This window comes from Mesorhizobium sp. LCM 4576 (genome assembly GCF_001854815.1).
Classification (GTDB): domain Bacteria; phylum Pseudomonadota; class Alphaproteobacteria; order Rhizobiales; family Rhizobiaceae; genus Mesorhizobium; species Mesorhizobium plurifarium.
On sequence record NZ_MDDT01000031.1, the window covers coordinates 1 to 18,582 of the forward strand.

An 18,582-nucleotide genomic window follows, 5' to 3' on the forward strand; every position below is an offset into this window, starting at 1 on the left:
ATTTTCGGGCACATAGACGGCGCCATCCATCACCGAGCGGATGGCGGCGGCGAGGTCGCTCTTCCTCGCCGATTTCGGGATGAAGCCGGCCGCGCCGTAGGACAGCGCCTCGGAGATGATCTTCGGCTCCTCATAGCCCGACACGATCACCACCGGCAGTCGCGGATAGCGGGTCCTCAGCTGCAGCAGCCCTTCGAAGCCATGCACGTCGGGCATGCTGAGATCGAGCAGCGCGAGGTCGAACGGCTTGGCGTCGGCGAGAAGCTCGATCGCTTCCGCGATCGAGCGCGCCTCGACCGTGTCGACATCCGGATAGGCCATCTGCACGGCGCTGTGCAGCGCCTCGCGAAACAGCGGGTGGTCGTCGATGATCAGGAAGCGGGCGCGATCGCTGACGGGGGTCATTGCACGGGTTCAGGCATCGGTTCGGTTTCGGCAGCACAGGATAGTCCCGTGACCATGGCCAGATTATTGGCAAATAGTATACGCCCAATGATCCAGGCATTGTCACTGAAACGACAGGCCGATGTATGGGGACGTCAGAGTCTTGCCCGCCCGGCAAAATCGGCGGAAGGTGGGCGCGATTCACGCCAACACAGAGAAAAACCATGCCAGAATTCGTCCTTCCGCCGCCGCCGGTCGCCTCGGTTGCCGTCGCAGGCTCGGCGGAGCGGTTTGCCGTGCGCCGCATCTTCTGCGTCGGCCGCAATTACGCGGCGCATGCGCGCGAGCTCGGCAACGACGAGCGCGACCCGCCCTTTTTCTTCACCAAGCCCGCCGATGCGGTGGTCGACAGCGGCGCCGAGATCCCCTACCCGCCGCTGACTTCGAACCTGCATCACGAGATCGAGCTGGTCGTCGCCATCGGCAAGGGAGGCCTTCACGTGCCCCGCGCGGATGCGCTCGCCTATGTCTGGGGCTATGGCGTCGGCGTCGACCTGACCCGTCGCGACCTGCAGGATCAGGCGAAGAAGGCGGCGCGTCCCTGGGACTGGTCGAAGGCCTTCGACCAGTCCGCGCCTTGCGGCCCGCTGGTTCCGGCCGCGAAATCAGGACATCCGGACAAAGGCCGCATCTGGCTCGCCGTCAACGGCGCGGTGAAGCAGGACGGCGACCTTGCCGAGCTGATCTGGCCGATCGCCGACATCGTCTCGATCTGCAGCGACGCGGTCGAGCTCCAGCCTGGCGACCTTATCTTCACCGGCACGCCGGCCGGCGTCGGCGCGGTCCAGGCCGGCGACAGGATCACCGGCGGCGTCGACGGCATCGGCGAGATCGCGGTGACCATCGGGCAGCCGAGGCGATGAGCGACCTCGTCCTCCACAATTACTATCGCTCCTCCACGTCCTACCGGGTGCGGATCGCGCTGGTGATGAAGGGGCTGGACTACACCTATGTGCCGCATCACCTGCGCCATGGCGAGCATCTGGAGCCAGCCTATCTCGCCGTCAACCCGCAAGGTCTGGTGCCCGCGCTGGTGCTGGACGATGGTACGCTGTTGACCCAGTCGCTGGCGATCATCGAATATCTCGACGAGATCGAGCCCGAGCCGCCGCTGCTGCCGAAGGATGCGCTGGGCCGGGCGCGTGTCCGCATGCTGGCGCAGATGATCGCCTGCGACATCCACCCGGTGAACAATCTGCGCGTGCTGACCTCGCTGCGCACCTTGTTCGGCGCCGGCGACCAGGACGTCGTCAACTGGTTCCGGCACTGGGTGAACGAAGGTTTCCAGCCGCTTGAAAAGATTCTCGCCTCCTCGCCCGAGACCGGCACCTTTTGCCATGGCGATGCACCCGGCCTCGCCGATATCTGCCTCGCCGCGCAGGTCACCAACAATGCCCGCTTCGGCGTCGACATGACGCCCTATCCGGTGATCGCGCGCATCAACGCCGCCTGCATGGCGCTGCCGGCGTTCCAGAAGGCTGCGCCGCAGAGCCAAATCGATGCCGAGTAGCCGGGCTTAACGCCCTACCCTCAGCGTCGCGGCCCAGAATGCCAGCGCCGCCAGGCCGATGCCCGCGCCAAGCAGGCAGACGCCCGTCCAATTCCAGGCCCCGTAGGTCATGGTCGAGGCGATCGAGCCCAGCGCGCTGCCCAGCGAATAGAAGATCATGTAGCCGCCGACCAGCCGGCTGCGGGCGTCCGGCCGGCGGGCGAAGATCAGGCTTTGATTGGTGACGTGCACGGCCTGGATGGCAAGGTCGAGCATGACGATGCCCAGCACCAGCAGCCACAACGACGTGCCCATGAACGCGATCGGCAGCCAGGCGGCGGCCATCAGCAAGAGACCGAAGCCGGTGACCAATTGGCCTTGCCCGCGATCGACAAGCGTGCCGGTCCAGCGCGCCCCCAGCGCGCCGGCGACGCCCGCCAGGCCGAACAGGCCGATCTCGGTATGCGACAGCGAGAACGGGGGTGCCGCGAGCGGCAGCACCAATGGCGCCCAGAGCACGTTGAAACTGGCGAAGATCAGCATGGCCAGCACCGCACGCACGCGCAGCAAGGGCTCCCCGATGAACAGAAGCAGCACCGAGCCGAGCAGCCGGACATAGGATGTGCGCGGCCGCGCCGCCTCCTGGCGAGGCAGCACGCGGAACAGGATTACCGCCATCGCGAGCGTCAGCACCGCCGAGGCGAGATAGACCGAGCGCCAGCCGGCAAAATCGGCGACCAGCCCCGAAGCGAAGCGCGCGAGCAGGATGCCGAGGATCACACCGCTGGTGACGGTGCCGACCGCCCGCCCCCGCTCCGCCGGCGCCGCCAGGTCGGCGGCATAGGCGACGAGGACCTGCACGACGACGGCGAGCAGACCGACCGCCGCAAGGCTCGCCAGCAGCACCGCGGCGCTCGGCGACAGGCCGACAAGGACTAGCCCCAGAGCCGAAAGCACGGCCTGGGTGGCGACCAGCCTGCGGCGGTCGAAGAGATCGCCGAGCGGCACGATGAAGAACAGGCCGAGCGCGTAGCCAATCTGCGTCACGGYCACCACGATACCGACCGAAGCGGGGGCGATCGCGAAGTCACGTGCGATGGCGTCGAGCAGCGGGTGCGCGAAATAGACGTTGGCGACGCTCAAGCCGCAGACGACCGCGAAGATCAGCGCGGTGAGGCGCGGCAATCCCTGCCCCTTCGCGGCTTCTTCGGTCTRCCGCAGGTCCGCGCTTTGCAGTTGCAGGTTCATCGTGCCGGCTCCATTCGGTTTCAAGTTGAAACCATTGCGGAATAGACAAGAAGGTTTTATCTTGCAACCACAAATCGGAAACCTGGACGAATTGCATGGTGAAACGGACGAGCCATCAAAGCGCGGATTGCCTCATCGCCCGGCCGCTCGACGCGATCGGCGACTGGTGGTCGCTGCTCATCGTGCGCGACGCCTTCGACGGCATGCGGCGCTTCGGCGAATTCCAGAAGAGCTTGGGCGTGGCCAAGAACATCCTGTCGGCGCGCCTGCGCAATCTGATTGCGCATGGCATCCTCGAGACCGTTCCGGCCGAAGACGGCAGCGCGCATCATGAATATGTACTGACCGAAAAAGGCCGTGGCCTGTTCTATGTCCTGGTCGCCCTGCGCCAGTGGGGCGAGACCTATTTCTCCGGGCCGGGCGAGCCCTACACCTTCATGGTCGACACCCGGACCGGCAGGCCGATCCGCCGCCTGGAGGTGCATGCGGAGGACGGTCGCCTGCTGGCGCCGGGCGAAACGCGGCTCGCCGATTTCCGCCAGCAGCCGGAATAACCGATCGGTCCGCCGGTCCTGCTGGCAGAATCGATTTCCGGTCGACTGCCCGTGGAATCGGCTATCGTCGTCTCAAAACGCGGGAGTTTGCCGATGAAAGCCGTCGTCTTCGAGAAATTCGGCGAGGCGCCGACGATCCAGACCGTGCCCGATCCGAAGCCGGCGGCCGACGGCGTGGTCATCAAGGTCGAGGCTACAGGTCTTTGCCGCAGCGACTGGCATGGCTGGATGGGCCATGACGACGGCATCACGCTGCCGCACGTTCCCGGGCACGAGCTGGCCGGTGTCGTCGTCGCCGCCGGCAAGCAGGTCAGCCGCTGGAAGGCCGGCGATCGCGTCACGGTGCCCTTCGCCGTCGGCTGCGGCCGCTGCTTCGAATGCACCTCCGGCAACCACCAGGTCTGCGAGCACCAGACGCAGCCCGGCTTCACCGGCTGGGGCTCCTTCGCTGAATATGTCGGCATCGAGCATGCCGACACCAATCTCGTGCGCCTGCCCGAAGAGATGGAATACGCCACCRCCGCCAGCCTCGGCTGCCGCTTCGTCACCTCCTTCCGCGCCATCGTCGACCAGGGCCGGGTGACGCCCGGCGAATGGGTGGCCGTGCATGRCTGCGGCGGCGTCGGCCTGTCGGCGATCATGATCGCCAGCGCCATGGGCGCCAACGTCATTGCCATCGACCTCACCGACGAGAAGCTGGAATTTGCAAGGAAGATCGGCGCGGTGGCGACGATCAACGCCTCGACGACGCCGAACGTGGTCAAGGCGGTCAAGCAGATCACCAATGGYGGCGCGCATATGTCGATGGACGCGCTCGGACATCCGACCACATCCTTCAACTCGATCTCGAACCTGCGCCGCCGCGGCCGTCACGTTCAGGTCGGGCTGATGCTGGGCGAACATGCCCGTCCCCAGGTGCCGATGGACAAGGTGATCGCCTTCGAGCTCGAAATCCTCGGCAGCCACGGCATGCAGGCCTACCGCTACTCCGCGATGATGGAGATGATCCGCACCGGCAAGCTGAAGCCCGAATTGCTGGTGGGCAAAAGGATCAGCCTCGAGGAGGCCCCGGCCGCCCTGATGGCAATGGGCGGTTTCGAGGGGATCGGCATCGGGGTCGTGACGAAGTTTCAATAGGCCCCTCACCGCGCGAACTTCTTCGCCCCGAACACGCAGGCCACGACGCCGAGCGTGACGACCACCATCATCGGACTGACCTTTTCGTGCAGCAGGCTCGCCGCCAGCGCCAGGCCGAAGAAGGGCTGCAGCAATTGCAGTTGTCCGACGGCGGCGATGCCGCCTTGCGCGAGGCCGCGATACCAGAACACGAAGCCGATCAGCATGCTGAACAGCGAGACATAGCCAAGGCCGATCCAGGCGCTCGAGCCGATGGCCGCGAAGGACGGCGGCAGCGTCGCAAAGCTCAGCGCCAGCATGACCGGCAGCGACAGCGCCAGCGCCCAGCAGATCACCTGCCAGCCGCCGAGCTTGCGCGACAGCTTGGCGCCTTCGGCGTAGCCGAGCCCGCAGACGATGATGGCGCCGAGCATCAGGCCGTCGCCGACCGGCGACGCGGTCACGCCTTGCGCCAGGGCAAAGCCGGCGACCAAGGCGCTGCCCAGGCACGAGAACAGCCAGAAGGCCGGGCGCGGACGGTCGCCGCCGCGCAACACGCCGAAAATCGCGGTCGCCAGCGGCAGCAGGCCGACAAAGATGATCGAATGCGCCGAGGTGACGTGCTTCAGCGCCAGCGCCGTCAGCAACGGGAAGCCGACTACGACGCCCAGCGCGACGACGGCCAGCGAGGCCAGGTCGCCGCGCTCCGGACGTCTCTCGCCGAACATGAGCAGCATCGCGATCCCCAGTAGGCCGGCGATCGCCGCCCGTGCCGCCGTCAGGAAGGTCGGATCGAAATCCATCACCGCCACCCGCGTTGCCGGCAGTGATCCGCTGAAGATCAGCACCCCGATGAAGCCGCTGAGCCAGCCGTCGAAACTCTTTTCCATGATCTGCTCCGTTTGCGCTTCCGTACCGGCGCGGGCCATGGTGTTGCCAGATACAATGGAGTACAATTCCACAAAACTGTAATGGTCCACAGGGAAGTACAGATGGACACATCGGGCCCAAATGCCGGTGGCGCCACGCTCGTCGAAACCGTCATGGCGGCAATCCGCCAGCRCATCGCGGCGCGCACGCTGACGCCCGGAGCCCGCCTGCCGTCGATACGGGCCATGGCCAAATCCATGCAGGTGTCGAAGTCGACCGTGGTCGAGGCCTATGAGCGCCTCGCGGCGGAAGGCACGATCCGTTCGCGGCCCGGCTCGGGTTTCTACGCCGCCGGCCAGCTTGCGCCACTATCACTGGCCGAGATCGGTCCTCGGCTCGACCGCGCAGTCGACCCGCTTTGGGTGTCGAGGCAGTCGCTCGAAGCAGGCGAGGACATGCTGAAACCCGGCTGCGGCTGGCTGCCGGCGTCCTGGATGCCGCAGGCCGCCCTGCGCCGGGCGCTGCGCACCGCCGCCCGTGCCGACGACGTGACGCTTGCCGATTACGGCACGCCGCTTGGCCTGCCGCCGCTGCGCCAATTGCTGGCGCGGCGCATGGCCGAGCATGGCGTCGAGGCCTCGCCCGACCAGATCATGCTGACCGATTGCGGCACCCAGGCCATCGACCTTTTGTGCCGCTTCCTGATCGAGCCCGGCGATGCGGTCCTGGTCGACGATCCCTGCTATTTCAACTTCCATGCGCTGCTGCGCGCCCACCAGGCCAAGGTGGTCGGTGTGCCTTACACGCCTTCGGGTCCGGATATCGAGATCTTCGCCGAGGCGCTCGCCGAGCACCGGCCGCGCCTCTACATCACCAATTCCGGCATCCACAACCCGACCGGCGCGATCCTGTCGCCGGTCACCGCGCACCGGCTCCTGAAGCTCRCCGACCAGGCGGACCTCACCATCGTCGAGGACGATATCTTCGCCGACTTCGAACAYAGCCCTGCCCCGAGGCTCGCGGCCTTCGACGGGCTGCAGCGCGTTATCCAGATCGRCTCCTTCTCCAAGACGCTGTCGGCCTCGGTGCGCTGCGGCTTCATCGCGGCGCCAGCCGACTGGATGGAAGGCCTGACCGACCTCAAGATCGCCACGACATTCGGCGGCACCCGGCTGTCCGCCGAACTGGTGCTGACCCTGTTGAAGGACGGCAGCTACCGCAAGCATGTCGAGCAGTTGCRCACCCGCCTGTCGCGCGCCATGGCCGAGACCGCCGGCCGGCTGAAGGCGATGGGCATCGCGCCCTGGATCGACCAGCCCGCCGGCATGTTCCTCTGGTGTCGCCTGCCCGACGGCATCGACGCGGCGGAAGTCGCGCGCCATGCGCTGTCGGACAATGTCGTGCTGGCGCCCGGCAACGCCTTCAGCCTTTCGCACACCGCCGGTCGCTTCATGCGCTTCAACGTCGCGCAATGCGCCGACGAGCGTATTTTCACCGTCTTGGAAAGAGCGGTCGCAGCGTCCCGCCGCAAGGCGGCGTAGTGCGACCACCGGTTGCCCTATCGGGCTTTGGCTGGTAGGGAACCGCCAACAGCCATGCCGGCAGGCATGCGCATCGTCACCGGGACCGACAGCCATGGGATCCAGCAAGTCAGCAGACAAGTAGGCCGCAACAGCGCTTCGTTGTTGCGGCAGTCTGTCCCGTTTTTCTCGTGAGCAATTCCAGGAAAAGTGTGAAGCGGTTTTCCGTCCGGAATTGCGTCAGAAAAGACTGAGCCAGGTCGCCGTCAAATCTGACCATTTGAGCGGATTTTCCTCATGTCTTCTCCGAACCAGCCGACATGGACCTTGTCCATGCCAGCAGCCTTGCTGCTTCTGTCTCCCTTCGATGTCCTGGCCTCCCTCGCCATGGATATCTATTTGCCCGTCGTGCCGATCATGCCAGGCGCGCTCGGCACTTCGCCGGCCGTGGTGCAGCTAACGCTCAGCCTCTACATGATCTGTCTTGGCGTCGGCCAACTTGCCTTCGGGCCGATCTCCGACAGGATCGGCCGGCGCCCGGTGCTGATCGGCGGGGCGCTCTCGTTCATGGCTGCCTCCTTCCTTCTCGCCGTCACCTCGCTTGCACCGGCCTTCCTTGCCCTTCGCATCGCGCAGGCCCTGGGCGCCTCGGCCATGCTCGTCGCGGTCTTCGCCACCGTCCGCGACGTCTATGCGAAAAGACCGGAAGGCGCCGTCATCTACGGCACGCTCGGCTCGCTGCTGTCCTTCGTGYCGGCGCTGGGACCGATTGCCGGCGCCTTGATCGCCAATAGCTTCGGCTGGCGGGCTATCTTCGTCACGCTCGGCATCCTGGCGGCAGTGGCGACGCTCAATGCCGGGCTGAATTGGCGCGAAACCCGCCCGCTGGTCGATGGCGCTGCCCGGATTGGTCTCGGGCCGATCCTGCGCAGCTTCGCCTTCTGGACCTACACGTTGGCCTTCGCCACCGCCATGGGCTCATTCTTCGTGTTCTTTTCGACAGCGCCCCGGGTGCTCATCGGCAAGGCCGGCTTCTCGCAGCTCGGCTTCAGCCTGGCCTTCGCCAGCGCTGCATTGGCGATGATTATCACCGCGCGCTTCGCGAAGAGTTTCGTCGCGCGCTGGGGCATCGAAGGCAGCGTCAGGCGCGGCATGGCGATGTTGCTCCTGGGTGCTGCCCTGCTGGCCGCCRGCCAGTCATTGGCCGAGCCGTCCTTCGCGAGCTTCGTCATGCCGATGTGGGTCATCGCCATCGRCATCGTGCTGACCGCTTCAGTCACCGCCAATGGCGCGCTGGAACAGTTCGGCGAGACCGCCRGCACGGCCGTCGCGCTCTATTTCTGCGCCCAGAGCGTGATCGTTTCGACGGCGGGAACGCTGTTCGTCATCATCCTGGATGGCGACACGGCATGGCCGCTGGTTGGCTTCGCCGCAAGCTTCGCAGTCGTCACGTTGCTCGCTGTGTGGCGGTTGAACAGCAACGTCTCCGAAAAACCATTGAATAGCTAACCAGCGCCAAGAGACCGTTTCGAAACTCGCTCCTGTGAGTCAGCTGATGGTGGCTTCGAGAACCGGAGCGGAGCGTACTTTCAGTACGTGAGCACCGGAAGCGCAGAAGACGCCTTCAGATGGCCGCAGGAGTAGAGTTTCCAAACGGTCTAGGAGCTGGCCCGCTTGCGGCGCTCGTACATCATCACCAGCGTCTCGGCGGTCAGCGCCGGCTTCTGCTCGCCCTCGATCTCGACGGTGTTGGCCGCCTTCATCAGATACTGGCCGGGGCCGAGATCCTCCATGGAAAGCAGCGTTGTGCGCAGTCGGATGCGCGCACCGGCCTTGACCGGCGCCAGGAAGCGCACCTTGTCGAAGCCGTAGTTGAAGGCGGCCTGGGTGTTCTCCGGCACGATGCCCATCTCCAGCGCCAGCGCGCCGATGATCGACAAGGTCAGATAGCCATGCGCGATCGTGGTKCGGAAGGGGCTCTGCCGCTTCGCCCGCTCGGGATCGACATGGATCCATTGATGGTCGCCCGTGCATTCGGCGAACTGGTCGATGCGCTGCTGGTCGACCGTCGTCCAGTCGGACACGCCGAGCTCCTGCCCGGACATCGTGCGCAGCTGTTCGAAGGTCGGCGGCGTTCTCGGCCGTGTTTCCGTCATTCCGGCTTTCCCATCACTCTTGCTGTCTCCCGACCATGAGCGGCGACCGCTGTCAATTCGCCGCCCCGCGATTTTCGCCGGTAGAGTTGATGCTTTTAGGGCAGGCCGAGAACGCTCGAGCGCCTGCGCCGGTTGCATCGCATGTCGGTCTATGATGGGCCCGAAACGCCGGACAGCCTATTTCTTTTCGTAGCCGGCACGGATTTCCGCCATCGCATCCCTGATCCGGTCGCGCAGGATCTCGACCGATTCGGTGCTGGATTTGCGCACAAGGTCAGCCACTTCGCTGGCATTCTTCAGCGTCGTCTCGAACGACCTGCGGGCAAATTCGGCCTGCTTGCCCATCAATTCCTGCGGGTTGCCGGGCGCCTGGTAGTTCTGCGCCATCCGCGTGACCTCGTTGATGGCATTCTGCACCATCTCATGCTGCCTCGCCAGCACCGAGGAGGCGCCGGCAGCACTTGCCCTCGCCGACTTTTCCAACGCTTCGAGGTTCTTGCGATGATGATCCAGGATCGCCTGGACATCGACATTCGGCAGCTTGAGGTCGCGGCCGAACCTGCTGAACATGTCGAGGAACGAGTCGGATTCCGGTTGTTTTGCCATGCCCTGCCTCCCGTTTTGCCGCCTTTGCGGCGTGCCAGAAGGAGAATAGTGCCAGTTGGGCCGGCGTCAATTGACGAGAAGCAGCCGCTCGGCCGTGTAGAGCGCCAGGCCGGCAAGGCCGCCGATGATCATGCCGTTGAAGCGGATATATTGCAGGTCCTTGCCGATATTCGTCTCGATCAGCCGCGTCAGCTGCGCCAGGTCCCAGCGCTTGACCTGGTCGGCGATGAATGTCGACACCCCGCTCTTCTGGCTTTCCACGAACGATGACAGCGCGACGACAAAGCCCTGGTTCATGTCGGCCCTGATCTGCGCGTCGTCGGCCAGATGCCTGCCGATCTCGACGAACATGTTGGCGAGATGCTCGCGGATCRTCGACTTCTCCRCATTGGCGTCCTGCTCGATGAACAGGCGCAGGCTTGTCCATGCGTCGCCGGCCAGTGCCCTCACCTCCGGGCGGCCGAGAAAATCGCGCTTCAACGCCTCGGCGCGCCTTGCATATTGCTTGGAGGTCCTGAGCCGCTCGATGAAGYCGAGCGCGAAACGGTCGAATTCGGCGCGCATCGGGTGATCGGGATCGGCCCTCACTTCATCGAGCAGCGAGCCCGCCGAGGCGACGATCTTCTTCAAGAGATAGGCATCGGCGCGAAACAGGTTGAACAGCGACGGCAATTCCTCGCGGATCTTTTCACGCATCGTCGCCAGCGCCTGCTCATCGTTGAGGAAGCGCCCGACGACCCGGATGAATTCATCGAAGAGCTTCTGGTGGCGGCGATCGTCGGTCAGCGCCGACAAAAGATCCGCCGCGAGCGGCGCCAGCGGCACCTTATCGATCTGCTCCAGCATGCGGCTGGTGACGAAGTCGCGCAGGCCGGATTGCTCCACCGCCGTCAGCGTCTGCGGCACCAGCCGCGCGACGAACCGCGACAGGCCGGCGGCGCGCTCGGCATCGGCAAGCCAGTCGGCGACCAGGGCGGCGAAGTCCACCTCTGCAAGCTTTTCGCGCACCGGTTCCGGCGCCAGGAAATTGGCCTCGATGAAGCGGCCGAGATTGTCGGCGATGCGGTGCTGGTTCTCCGGGATGATGGCGGTGTGCGGGATCGGGAGTCCCAGCGGCCGCCTGAACAGCGCCACCACGGCATACCAGTCGGCGATGCCGCCGATGGTCGCCGCTTCGGCGAAGGCCGCGACGAAGCCGAGCCACGGATGGGTGGCCTCGAAGGATTTCGCCAGCGCGAAGACGAGGATGCAGAGCGCGAGCGCCGCGGCGGCGATGAGCTTGGTGCGCCGCAATGCCGCGAGCTTCGCCTTGGCATCGGCGTCGAATCGAACCGGCGCTAGAGCCGGGGCTGATTGAGACATGAAAAGGCCGTTTCCTGTTGACACCTGCCTCTATCTAGTGCCTGCGCCCGCGAAACGCTCGCCCGAAGCGAAGGGGCCATCGGGGCCGCTGCCCGCACCGGCATGCACAAAAAGTTGACACGATTATTCATCTATGTACCGGTCCAGTCTGGAATTGTTCCAAACTATGGGCCATATTTGGCTCAAGCTAATATTTCGCGAGGATACCATGCGGCTCACGCGCCAGACCAACTATGCGATGCGCATCCTGATGTATTGCGCCGCTAACACCGACAGGCTGAGCCGCATCCCCGAGATCGCCGCCGCCTATTCGGTGTCCGAGCTGTTCCTGTTCAAGATCCTGCAGCCGCTGGTCGAGGCCGGCCTGGTCGAGACCGTGCGTGGCCGCAACGGCGGCGTGCGCCTCGGCCGTCCGGCCGAGCAGATCAGCCTGTTCGATGTCGTGCGCGTCACCGAAGAGAGCTTCGCCATGGCCGAATGCTTCGAGAACGACGCCGCCGAATGCCCGCTGGTCGACAGCTGCGCCCTGAATTCGGCGCTGCGCGAGGCGCTCAACGCGTTCTTCGCCGTGCTTTCCCGCTACACGATCGCCGACCTGATCGCGGCGCGCCCGAATGTGCGTCACCTGCTGGGCATCGACCTGCTGGAGCAGCGCGCCCCGGCGGCCTAAGCCGCCGACTGCGGCAGCACGAACGGCGTATTTCCTGACGGCAGAGCGCCGACCTTCAGCTTGCAGTCGAACACCTTCTCGATCAGTTCGTCATTGAGCACGTCCGTTGGCGTCCCGGCGGCGGCCAACTGGCCACCAGAGAGCACGAAAATCCGGTCGGCATACATGGCCGTCAGATTGAGGTCGTGCAGGATGGCCACCACGCCGCCGCCGCGCTGGGCGAAATCGCGCGCGATGTTCATGATGATGAGCTGGTGCTTGACGTCGAGGCTGGAGACCGGCTCGTCGAGGAAGAGATAGCGCGGACGCCCCTCAAGCACCGGCGCCCACACCTGGCAGAGCACGCGGGCAAGCTGCACGCGCTGCTGTTCRCCGCCGGAAAGCTCCTGGTAGAAGCGGCCGGCAAAGCCATCGAGATCCACCCGTGCCAACGCCCRCTCCGGCAGGCGCGCATCCTCGCCGGGCAACACGCCGGAGCGCCCGCCGATCAGGCCGAGGCGAACGATCTCGCGCACGGTGAAGGGAAAGGACAGCGTTGTGACCTGCGGCAGCACCGCGCGCAGCGTCGCTGCCTCCACCGGCTTCATCGCCGACAGGTCGCGGCCGTTGAGCGTGACGGTGCCGGTATAGGCAAGCTCGCCGGTCAGCGCCTTGAGCAGCGTCGTCTTGCCGGACCCGTTCGGTCCGACGATGGCCTCGACTTCACCAGGCCGTGCCGTGAAGCCGACATGGGACACGATGCGCTTGCCGCCGATCGCCACCGAGATGTCGCGCGCTTCGATCATGGCAGGCTCACAAATCGATGACGCCGCGCTTGCGCAGCAGGATCCACAGGAAGAACGGCGCGCCGGCGACCGCCGTGACGATGCCGATCGGCAGCTCGGCCGGCGCGACGATGGTGCGGGCGACCGCGTCGGCGATGAGAAGCAGCGATGCGCCGAGCAAAGCGGAAGCCGGCAGCAAATAGCGGTTGTCCGGTCCGATCGCGAGCCGCAGCACATGCGGCACGACGATGCCGATGAAACCGATGCCGCCGCTGACCGCGACCGAAGCGCCGACCGCCGCCGACACGCCGACGATCGCCGTGTATTTCAGCCGCTGCACCGGAATGCCGAGATGACCCGCGGTCGCTTCTCCCAGCGCCAGCGCGTTGAGGCCGCGCGACAGGAACGGCATCGCGGCCAGCGCCAGGATGATCACCGGCCCGACGGTGCCGATCTTCGGCCATGTCGCGCCGGCGAGCGAGCCGAGTTGCCAGAAGGTCAGGTCGCGCAACTGCCGGTCATCGGCCATGAAGATCAGGACGCCGGTCAGCGCCATGGCAAGGGCGCTGATGGCGAYGCCGGCAAGCAGCATCGTGGCGACCGACGTCCGCCCCTGGCGCGTGGCGATGGCGTAGAGCAGCAACGTCACCGCGAGCCCGCCGAAGAAGGCAGCGAGCGGTAAGGTGAGCGTGCCGAGCGCAAGCGTGACGGGCGCGAGCCAGGTTGTTCCGAGGACGATGACCGCCACCGCGCCGAGGCTGGAGCCGGCGGAAACGCCGATCAGGCCGGGATCGGCAAGCGGATTGCGGAACAGCCCCTGCATCACCGCGCCGCAGACCGCCAGCGCCGCGCCGATCAGCACGCCGAGCAGCACGCGCGGCATGCGGATGTCATAGACGATCAGCCGGTCGCGCGCCGCAAGCGCGCCATCCGATGGCACGGCGCCGGTAGTAACCCAGTCGCGGATGACGCGGACGGCCGATGCGTCCGAGGCGCCCGACGTCAGCGACAGGAACACGGAAAGGACCAGCGTCAGGCACAAAAGCGCGATGACGAACCTTGCCCGCGCCGAGCGGTCGCCATCGGCTGCCATCGCGCGGCTCGGYGCGCCTGCTATCGACTGTTCGGCCATCGCCGCTCAGTCCGCGACCTGGTTGCCATAGAGCTCGACCGCAAGATCGTGGATCGCCTCCGCCGTGCGCGGACCGAAGCCGAGCAGATAGCCGCCCCACATGCTGATCATCTTGCGGTTCGTGCCAGCCGGCGTCGAAGCGACGGCGGGGTTGGCAAACAGCTCGTCCTCCGAGATCGGCGGTCCGCCGCCCTTCATCGTCAGGATCACATCCGGCTTGGCGCTGACGATCGCCTCGTCCGTCATCCCCTTGTAGCCGGAAAAGCCCTCGACGGCGTTGACCGCGCCGGCGAGTCTGATGATGCCGTCGGCCGCGGTGTCGCCGCCGGCGGCAAGGATCTTGCCGCCTTGCGTCGACAGCACGAACAGCACGCGCTTGCGCTCCTTGATCGAAGCCGTCTGCTTTTCCGCCGCTGCCAGCTTCGCGTCCGTCTCGGCGGCCAGCTTCTCCGCCTTTGCCTCGACCCCCAGCGCCTTGCCGACGATGCGGATCTTCTCGAGGATGCCCTCGTGATTGTAATGGTCCGGCACCTCGATGAAAGGCACGCTCGACTTCTTCAGCACGTCGACCGCTTCCTTCGGGCCGCTGCCATGCAGCGCAAGGATTCCGCTCGGATTGACCGACAGCACACCTTCGGGCGAGAGCGCGCGCATGTAACCGACATCCGGCAGCTTCTGCGCTTCTTCCGGATAGGAGCTGGTCGAATCGCGGGCGACGAGATGCCCCTCCTCGCCAAGCGCATAGACGATCTCGGTGATCGAGCCTCCGATCGAGACAATTCGCGAAGCATCAGAAAAGACGGCCTTCCCTTCGTCGGCTCCGACAGGCAGCGCGATAATGGCAAGCAGAACGCCAAGCATCGGCGCGAGCGCCGTGCGAAAACGGAAAACGATACGCATTGGGTCTTGCCTTATGCAGCGGTCGGGCTGGGAACGCGGGGCAGGTTCTCGGCGAGAAAACGCCAGTCCTCCCGCTCGCCTTCGCCTTCATGGCGCTTGCCGAAGAATTGGATGATCATGCCGCCATCGGCGTCATAGGCCTCCAGCGAGGTGACATGGCCGTCCTTGGTCGGCTTTCGCACCGCCCAGACCTCGTGGATGTGATCGGTCCTCAGATGCAGATGGAAGGTCTCGTCGAGCACGTTGATCCACGGCCCCATCGGCTTGACGGATCTGATCGGGCCGGAATGGATCTGGATGCAGCCGCGGTTGCCCACGAAGCACATGATGGGCATCTCGCCTGCCGCCGCGTGGTGGAACAGGGCGCTCACCGCGTCATTGTCGAGCAGCCACGCATAGTCCTGGCCGACCATGCGCACCGCCTCGCGGCGGCTGAGCTTCAGCGTCTTCAGCATGCCGAAGAACTGATGCACGTCGGTCAGCCGGCTCCAGCGGTCGCGCAGATCGTCGATCGAGGCGACCGAAGCATGCCCCTCGCCCTTTCCTTCCGCGGCGCTTGGGAGGATCGCGACGGTCGGTTCCTGGTTCGACGATTCCAGGCTCGCCACCAGTTTCTGGTAGGCATAGAGGTTGGAGGCGGGCTTCAGATGCACCTTGTGCACAGYCTCGCCGGCTGCGTCGAAGAACTGCAGGCTGCGGCGGATCTCGCCGCCGTCGCGTTTCTCGACGGCAAAGCCATGCGCCCAGACTTTCGGGAAGATGCGCAGGTCGATGTTTTCACCAAGCACCATGGCGTTGTGGTTGCCGGTGACGACCTTGTCGTAGACGCCGATCTTCTCGTGCACGGCGCTTTCGTTGCGCGTCAGCGCCATCACCTCGCCGACCGCCTCCAGGCCGGTCAAAAGGTCGTTGACGCGCGGCTCGACACGGACGGCGCCGAAGCCRCATTGCGCCGCGACGAGCTCCGCTTCCGAAATGCCCAGTTGCGCCGAGAGATCACGCTCCCGCATCTTGGGATTGTCCTGCCTTGTCCGCCGGATTTCCTCCGGCGACGGCTTAACGCGCTGGTCCATATCGTTCACCTGTATTGCCTGATGTTCGTCTATCGCCCGCCGATTGCGGTCACTTGTTGAGGATCAGCTTGCCCTGGCGGGTGATCTTCAGGCGGTAGAGCGCGCCATGATGCTCGATGCCGATCTCGTGCTCGCCCTGGAACAGCGTGTTGCTGGAGAGCGTCCTCACCGCCAGCGGCACCCGTTCGTAGCGCATCTGCGTGTCTTCCGGGCGGCGGACGCGATAGCGGAAATCGTTGGGATTGTGCGTGTTCATCGGGTCGGTCCTTTCCTCTGCCGGGCATCTTGGCCGCGGCCTCATAAAATGCCGATTAAATTCTTGACTCGAATAATCATGTTTACTAGTCAGTGCATTACCGGACTAAATGAGTCAACATTTAAGACGCCGGACGTGATCAAAAATGCGAGCGAGCCACCGGCCAGCCAGCTACGAGCCTGAAATCTGGAGTTGGGGCATGGGGTTGGTGACTTGGGGACGGACGGGCCTGGCGGGCAATAGCGCGGGTCCGGGCTTCCGATCGATTGCAAAGGCAATCGCCGCATTGATGGCCGGAGCGGCGGCGGTCGCGCTCAGCGCGCCCGCCGCGCAGGCCCAACAAGCCGCGCAGCGGGCCAACCAGCAGCAGGCCGATCAGAAAAAGAAGGCCGATGAGAAGGCCGCGGCCGAAGGAACCCTGCTCGACAAGATCCTCGTCATCAGCCGCACCGGCGAAACGGCGATCCAGTCGCTGGCCTCGGCCAGCCATGTCGACCAGGAACAGCTCGACCGCCGCATGGCGACGACGCCGAACGAGATGCTGCTCGGCGTGCCCGGCGTCACCGTCCAGGCCGACGCGCGGCGCGTCTCTTCCAGCATCAACATCCGCGGCCTGCAGGATTTCGGCCGCGTCGCGGTGATCGTCGATGGCGCCAGGCAGGACTTCCAGCGCTCGGACCACGGCACGCAGTCGACCTTCTATGTCGATCCCGAGCTCATCAAGTCGGTCGACGTCATCCGCGGCCCGACCGCCAACACCTATGGCTCCGGCGCCATCGGCGGCGTCGTCTTCTTCGACACCAAGGACGCAGCGGATTTCCTCAAGCCGGAAGAGACATGGGCCGGCTCGCTGACCGGACGCTATGAGAGCAACGGCAAGGGCTGGACCACCAGCGCCACCGGCGCCTACAAGACCAACGACAACTGGGACATCCTTGGCAACATCGTCTACCGCGACTACGGCGACTACAAGAAGGGCGGCGGCGACACCGTTGCGGGCACCGGTTTCGACGTGCTGAGCGGCCTGCTCAAGACCACCATACGCCCGACCGAAAACAGCGAATTGAAGCTTGGCTGGGTCGGCTCGAAGGACGGCTGGACCGAGACCAGCGGCGGCGTGCCGGCGAACGACGTCGATCTGAGGTCGAACACCTTCACGGCTCGCTACAACATCACCGACGACGCCAAAAGCTGGCTCGACCTCCACGTCAACGCTTCCTACAACAGAACCAATCTCGACCTGACGACGCTTACCCAGCAGAACCGCTTCGATCCGACCACCGGCCTGCCCGTGGTGCTGCCGGCGGGCTCGCTGTCCAGCTTCGATGTCGGCACCACCGGCATCGACATCTGGAACACGTCGCGCTTCGAGACGGCGAGCGTCGCGCATGAACTGACCTATGGYGGCGACTGGGTCGGCGACGATGTCGATACCGGCGGCAGCGCCGGCGGYGACAGCTTCTACACGCCGTCGGGCAAGCGCAACGTCTCCGGCGCCTACATCCAGGACAAGCTGACCTGGGAGTGGCTCGAGGTCATTGGCGGCCTGCGCTATGACAATTACAGCCTGAAGGACGACACGAACGAGACCTCCGGCGACCGCGTCTCRCCGCGCATCACCATCGGCGTCTCGCCCTTCGAAAGCGCCGGTCTGGCCGGACTGCAATTCTACGGCACCTATGCGGAAGGCTATCGCTCGCCCTCGCTGACCGAGACGCTGATCAGCGGCAACCATCCGGCGGGCGTCAGCTTCCCGTTCCTGYCCAATCCCAATCTCAAGCCCGAGACCGGCAAGACGGTCGAGTTCGGCGTCAACTACAAGCAGAACGACATCATCGAGGGCGGCGACGCGCTGCGGCTCAAGGCTGCCTACTTCAATAACAATGTCGACGACTACATCGACGGCGTGACGCTCTCGCCCTTCGACCCGACCAGCGGCTGCCCGTTCGGCCCGGGCATTCCGATCTGCTTCCAGTACCAGAACTTCGCCAAGGCCAAGATCAACGGCTTCGAGCTGGAAAGCGTCTACGACGCCGGCTGGGGCTATGCCGGTCTGTCGGCCTCGATCATCAACGGCCACACCATCTCCTATGAAGGCGAGCGCGCGGACCTCGCCACCATCCCCTCCTCGCAGGTGACGGCCCAGCTTGGCCTGCGCTTCCTCGAGGACAAGCTGACCGTCGGCGGCGAGGTGCAGTACAACGGCAAGCCCAAGGGCAATCCGGTGGCCAAGGATTTCACACTGGTCAACGCCTTCGCCAGCTACCAGGCGACGGACAATCTCAAGCTCGACTTCCGCGCCGACAATCTGTTCGACGTCAAATACACCAACCCGCTCAACGGAAGCACGACCGCCGTCCTTTACGAACCCGGCGTCACGCTGAAGCTCGCGGCAACCATGCGCTTTGGAGGCTGAGATAGA

Annotated in this window: 19 protein-coding genes; 8 read left to right on the forward strand and 11 right to left on the reverse strand. The window is 65.2% G+C overall.

The genetic code is table 11. The features are described from left to right. Positions 1 to 405, reverse strand: a 405-nt coding sequence (locus LCM4576_RS19415; protein WP_131803270.1) for a response regulator transcription factor, incomplete at its 3' end; no start/stop codon positions are given. Between the two features lie 203 nt (positions 406 to 608). Between LCM4576_RS19415 and LCM4576_RS19420 the strand changes: the two genes are divergently transcribed. Together LCM4576_RS19420 and maiA are read left to right on the forward strand one after the other, a co-directional pair. Then, positions 609 to 1,307: a fumarylacetoacetate hydrolase family protein gene (locus LCM4576_RS19420; protein WP_071033942.1), complete on the forward strand. Its 699-nt coding sequence runs from the start codon at positions 609 to 611 to the stop codon at positions 1,305 to 1,307. Then, positions 1,304 to 1,954, forward strand: coding sequence for a maleylacetoacetate isomerase (gene maiA / locus LCM4576_RS19425; protein ID WP_071033944.1), 651 nt, complete (start codon positions 1,304 to 1,306; stop codon positions 1,952 to 1,954). Before LCM4576_RS19420 ends, maiA begins: the two co-directional genes overlap by 4 nt. Before the next feature lie 6 nt (positions 1,955 to 1,960). Here maiA and LCM4576_RS19430 read toward each other — a convergent pair whose 3' ends face one another. Further along, on the reverse strand, positions 1,961 to 3,181 hold the full coding sequence (locus tag LCM4576_RS19430; protein ID WP_083361440.1) for an MFS transporter: 1,221 nt from the start codon (positions 3,179 to 3,181) through the stop codon (positions 1,961 to 1,963). A 95-nt stretch (positions 3,182 to 3,276) separates the two neighbouring features. On the opposite strand from LCM4576_RS19430, the gene LCM4576_RS19435 reads away from it, so the two are divergent. After that, positions 3,277 to 3,735, forward strand: coding sequence for a helix-turn-helix domain-containing protein (locus LCM4576_RS19435; protein WP_040981760.1), 459 nt, complete (start codon positions 3,277 to 3,279; stop codon positions 3,733 to 3,735). A 93-nt stretch (positions 3,736 to 3,828) separates the two neighbouring features. Further along, entirely contained in the window at positions 3,829 to 4,872 is a 1,044-nt protein-coding gene (locus LCM4576_RS19440; protein WP_071033946.1) for a zinc-dependent alcohol dehydrogenase family protein, read from the forward strand. A gap of 5 nt (positions 4,873 to 4,877) precedes the next feature. Here LCM4576_RS19440 and LCM4576_RS19445 read toward each other — a convergent pair whose 3' ends face one another. Further along, positions 4,878 to 5,741, reverse strand: coding sequence for a DMT family transporter (locus LCM4576_RS19445; protein ID WP_071034087.1), 864 nt, complete (start codon positions 5,739 to 5,741; stop codon positions 4,878 to 4,880). Positions 5,742 to 5,843: 102 nt separating this feature from the next. On the opposite strand from LCM4576_RS19445, the gene LCM4576_RS19450 reads away from it, so the two are divergent. Continuing rightward, the gene (locus tag LCM4576_RS19450; RefSeq protein WP_071033948.1) at positions 5,844 to 7,262 is read left to right on the forward strand and encodes a PLP-dependent aminotransferase family protein; all 1,419 of its coding nucleotides are present in this window, start codon (positions 5,844 to 5,846) and stop codon (positions 7,260 to 7,262) included. A gap of 276 nt (positions 7,263 to 7,538) precedes the next feature. Further along, positions 7,539 to 8,750, forward strand: coding sequence for a CmlA/FloR family chloramphenicol efflux MFS transporter (gene cml, locus LCM4576_RS19455; RefSeq protein ID WP_071033950.1), 1,212 nt, complete (start codon positions 7,539 to 7,541; stop codon positions 8,748 to 8,750). A gap of 149 nt (positions 8,751 to 8,899) precedes the next feature. Here cml and LCM4576_RS19460 read toward each other — a convergent pair whose 3' ends face one another. The 3 genes from LCM4576_RS19460 to LCM4576_RS19470 all read right to left on the reverse strand — a co-directional run bounded on the left by LCM4576_RS19460 (position 8,900) and on the right by LCM4576_RS19470 (position 11,365). Next, the gene (locus tag LCM4576_RS19460) at positions 8,900 to 9,397 is read right to left on the reverse strand and encodes a MaoC family dehydratase (protein WP_040981770.1); all 498 of its coding nucleotides are present in this window, start codon (positions 9,395 to 9,397) and stop codon (positions 8,900 to 8,902) included. Positions 9,398 to 9,574: 177 nt separating this feature from the next. Continuing rightward, on the reverse strand, positions 9,575 to 10,003 hold the full coding sequence (locus tag LCM4576_RS19465) for a phasin family protein (protein ID WP_041007463.1): 429 nt from the start codon (positions 10,001 to 10,003) through the stop codon (positions 9,575 to 9,577). Between the two features lie 66 nt (positions 10,004 to 10,069). Beyond that, positions 10,070 to 11,365, reverse strand: a complete 1,296-nt coding sequence (locus LCM4576_RS19470) for a DUF445 domain-containing protein (RefSeq protein ID WP_071033952.1) — start codon at positions 11,363 to 11,365, stop codon at positions 10,070 to 10,072. A gap of 208 nt (positions 11,366 to 11,573) precedes the next feature. Here LCM4576_RS19470 and rirA point away from each other — a divergent pair, with 208 nt between their 5' ends. Beyond that, a complete protein-coding gene (gene rirA / locus LCM4576_RS19475) occupies positions 11,574 to 12,035 on the forward strand; it encodes an iron-responsive transcriptional regulator RirA (protein WP_040982432.1) in 462 nt (153 codons plus the stop codon). Here the strand turns inward: rirA and LCM4576_RS19480 are convergent. The 5 genes from LCM4576_RS19480 to hemP are packed head-to-tail and all read right to left on the reverse strand — an operon-like array spanning position 12,032 to position 16,160. After that, positions 12,032 to 12,820 carry a heme ABC transporter ATP-binding protein gene (locus tag LCM4576_RS19480; RefSeq protein WP_071033954.1) on the reverse strand — a complete coding sequence of 263 codons (789 nt, stop codon included), beginning with the start codon at positions 12,818 to 12,820 and terminating at the stop codon, positions 12,032 to 12,034. The two genes, rirA and LCM4576_RS19480, sit on opposite strands and share 4 nt — an antisense overlap. Positions 12,821 to 12,827: 7 nt before the next feature. Beyond that, entirely contained in the window at positions 12,828 to 13,931 is a 1,104-nt protein-coding gene (locus tag LCM4576_RS19485; protein ID WP_071033956.1) for an iron ABC transporter permease, read from the reverse strand. Between the two features lie 6 nt (positions 13,932 to 13,937). Then, on the reverse strand, positions 13,938 to 14,831 hold the full coding sequence (locus tag LCM4576_RS19490) for a hemin ABC transporter substrate-binding protein (RefSeq protein WP_071033958.1): 894 nt from the start codon (positions 14,829 to 14,831) through the stop codon (positions 13,938 to 13,940). A gap of 11 nt (positions 14,832 to 14,842) precedes the next feature. Next, the gene (locus LCM4576_RS19495; RefSeq protein ID WP_071033960.1) at positions 14,843 to 15,904 is read right to left on the reverse strand and encodes a hemin-degrading factor; all 1,062 of its coding nucleotides are present in this window, start codon (positions 15,902 to 15,904) and stop codon (positions 14,843 to 14,845) included. 49 nt (positions 15,905 to 15,953) lie between these two features. After that, positions 15,954 to 16,160 (reverse strand): hemin uptake protein HemP, encoded by a 207-nt coding sequence (hemP, locus tag LCM4576_RS19500; protein ID WP_040981784.1) that lies wholly within the window; start codon positions 16,158 to 16,160, stop codon positions 15,954 to 15,956. 199 nt (positions 16,161 to 16,359) lie between these two features. On the opposite strand from hemP, the gene LCM4576_RS19505 reads away from it, so the two are divergent. Continuing rightward, complete coding sequence (locus tag LCM4576_RS19505) at positions 16,360 to 18,576, forward strand: TonB-dependent hemoglobin/transferrin/lactoferrin family receptor (protein WP_198540271.1); 2,217 nt, start codon at positions 16,360 to 16,362, stop codon at positions 18,574 to 18,576. The last annotated feature ends 6 nt before the right edge of the window (positions 18,577 to 18,582 follow it).

Excerpts from the sequence above, each read along its gene's own strand:
- LCM4576_RS19420 (WP_071033942.1), top strand. The coding sequence starts at position 609 with ATGCCAGAATTCGTCCTTCCGCCGCCGCCGGTCGCCTCGGTTGCCGTC.
- maiA (WP_071033944.1), top strand. The coding sequence starts at position 1,304 with ATGAGCGACCTCGTCCTCCACAATTACTATCGCTCCTCCACGTCCTAC.
- LCM4576_RS19435 (WP_040981760.1), top strand. The coding sequence starts at position 3,277 with ATGGTGAAACGGACGAGCCATCAAAGCGCGGATTGCCTCATCGCCCGG.
- LCM4576_RS19445 (WP_071034087.1), bottom strand. The coding sequence starts at position 5,741 with ATGGAAAAGAGTTTCGACGGCTGGCTCAGCGGCTTCATCGGGGTGCTG.
- LCM4576_RS19465 (WP_041007463.1), bottom strand. The coding sequence starts at position 10,003 with ATGGCAAAACAACCGGAATCCGACTCGTTCCTCGACATGTTCAGCAGG.
- rirA (WP_040982432.1), top strand. The coding sequence starts at position 11,574 with ATGCGGCTCACGCGCCAGACCAACTATGCGATGCGCATCCTGATGTAT.
- LCM4576_RS19490 (WP_071033958.1), bottom strand. The coding sequence starts at position 14,831 with ATGCGTATCGTTTTCCGTTTTCGCACGGCGCTCGCGCCGATGCTTGGC.
- hemP (WP_040981784.1), bottom strand. The coding sequence starts at position 16,160 with ATGAACACGCACAATCCCAACGATTTCCGCTATCGCGTCCGCCGCCCG.